The organism is Pseudoalteromonas sp. S3431 (genome assembly GCF_000690035.1).
Classification (GTDB): Bacteria; Pseudomonadota; Gammaproteobacteria; order Enterobacterales; family Alteromonadaceae; genus Pseudoalteromonas; species Pseudoalteromonas fuliginea.
Genome location: NZ_JJNY01000118.1, coordinates 1 through 2,107, shown reverse-complemented (window position 1 = coordinate 2,107; position 2,107 = coordinate 1). Strand labels below are relative to the sequence as shown.

2 protein-coding genes and 1 pseudogene are annotated in these 2,107 nt (G+C 34.6%); 2 read left to right on the top strand and 1 reads right to left on the bottom strand.

What is annotated here, in order from left to right:
• On the top strand, positions 1-334 hold a 334-nt coding region (locus DO88_RS00710), incomplete at its 5' end, for a hypothetical protein (RefSeq protein ID WP_033041078.1).
• Between the two features lie 383 nt (positions 335-717).
• Here DO88_RS00710 and DO88_RS00715 read toward each other — a convergent pair.
• The gene (locus tag DO88_RS00715; RefSeq protein WP_149604853.1) at positions 718-1,317 is read right to left on the bottom strand and encodes a hypothetical protein; all 600 of its coding nucleotides are present in this window, start codon (positions 1,315-1,317) and stop codon (positions 718-720) included.
• Positions 1,318-1,463: 146 nt separating this feature from the next.
• Between DO88_RS00715 and DO88_RS0118475 the strand changes: the two are divergent.
• Positions 1,464-1,845 (top strand): annotated as a pseudogene (locus DO88_RS0118475) (alpha/beta fold hydrolase); the annotation flags it as partial.
• Between the last annotated feature and the right edge of the window lie 262 nt (positions 1,846-2,107).

The following is a 2,107-nucleotide window of genomic DNA, read 5'->3' as shown; positions in this document are numbered from 1 at the left end:
AAGTGATTACAAATTAATGGTTATTGAAACTGCAACAGCGCCACAGCCACTTGAGCAATCATTTAACAGCTGTGCACTGAATGTTAAGTCAAAAAATTATGCGCAAGCTGAAGCAATTTGTACTAAAGCAATCGCGCTTTTAAAAGACGCAGATGGCCCTAGATTTAAAGTTCGTCAACTTACGTCATTCGCATTAAGCAACCGTGGTGTTGCACGTTTAAAAGCACATAATGACACTGCTGCACTTGCTGATTTATATGAAGCATCAAAATTATCTAACAGCACAATGGTATCGCACAACTTATCTCGTGCTAAAGAAGAATTATCTCTATAAGGTCTTTTTATAAAGTGCTTATTAAAAGCATGATATAGATAGCGAGAGTAAAAGAGCCCATATTAGGTTAGCGCCTAATATGGGCTTTTTTGTGTTTTTTGGGTTTATCGTACGAGATTGAATGATGCCTAAGTTAGAGTGGTTATATAATGAATGTGCTAGATAAATCAGATTATACAGAAGATTGCTGGTTTATAAGATAGGATAAACTATATTCACGAAGGTAGAAAATAATGAGAAGCCCCACAAAACCCGTGATGATTTATGAACAGTGGGTACAATTTTTTGAAACCATATTGGAAAATATTAAAATTACGTAAAGCCTGACTTAAGCTCAGGCTTTACGTGTCAGTAATGACCAGAGAAAACGTTAAAGACAATAATTAAAAATTACCTTCACATAAGATGAGTTGGCCTCCGCGAGAGCATGTTTGCATCATAGGCGGGTAAACTGTAGTTGATGTTTCTGTTACATTGCCATCGTTATCAGTTACTTTTAATTTAACTTCAGAGGCTGATGTAATATCAACATGACTTTTGGTTGTACTTTGGCCATTTACCCATTTCTCTACTTTTTGAACCTCGCCATCTCTATCGCTAAATGTAAATTGAGCAACTATAACCCCTGCAGCATAGTATGTGGTATCTGTTCTGCTATCGTAACTTTCTTCTACATAATGTCGGTTGATACTTGCTTTTGGAGTATATTGACAGGATTCATTTGATATTGTTTCGTATGCAGAATTAGGCAAGTTACTACTACAACGGTAGTTTTTCCATGAACCATTATCATATTTGTCCTGAATTATTGTATACCATTGGCTATAACTTTTAGAAACATATTCACTCAAAAAATGACCATCAAATGTACTACAACTTGCTAATCCGTAATAGTATTCTAATTGATTTGTTGTTGTTTCACATTTTACTTTTTTATCACCAGCAGCAGATGCCAAAAATGGCAATGCGAACAATAAAGACATAGTTGTTGAAGTTAAAAATTTCATAGTTACGTACCTGTATAGAAAACAAGCCTTGATGTTATCGAATTGTTTATTTTTTGTAAAGTGGGTGGCGCATTAATTTGAGGCTAAATTTTTAACTATATTAAATCGATTTTTGCATATAAGAGCACGATGTAGTTATTATCCGCTCGATTGATTTACCAAGCGCTGAAAAAGAAATTGCAGCTATAAAGCTCGACGATATGAAAAATGGAATGTCGAATCAGTATTTAGATTTTTGGTCAAAACGTCCACTACCTGATTATCCACAAATTGCTGACATACCCGTGACAGTAATTGCCTCAGTTAAAAAGTACAAAAAGCCATCTGTATTATTTTTTACCGACAAAGCGCGGGAAATATGGGGGGGACTTACATTCAAAGTGGGCTAATGCATTTCCTCAAGGTGAAATAGTAATAACAAACAAAAGCTATCACTACCCACAAAGTGATGAGCCAGAAATGGTTGTTAGCCAAGTGGTTAAGTTACTTGAACGCACTAAATAAAGTGTTGGTCTGGTTGCTGATTGTATAAATACCAATTGCCGTAAATTAGTAGTGTGGTATTAGACTAAAGTCTATAGATTAGATTTATTCACTTATTGGGTTTGTTTTAATCGTTTGTCGTTTTTGTGTTAATTCTCTAAAGTTCAGTTGTCGGCAACAAGCACGGCTAACTAATACCAATTTTATTAAAACATGATCATTTTAGCGAATTAAATAACTCACTAACTGCGTTAAAAATTACTTATATAGAACGACTATATTT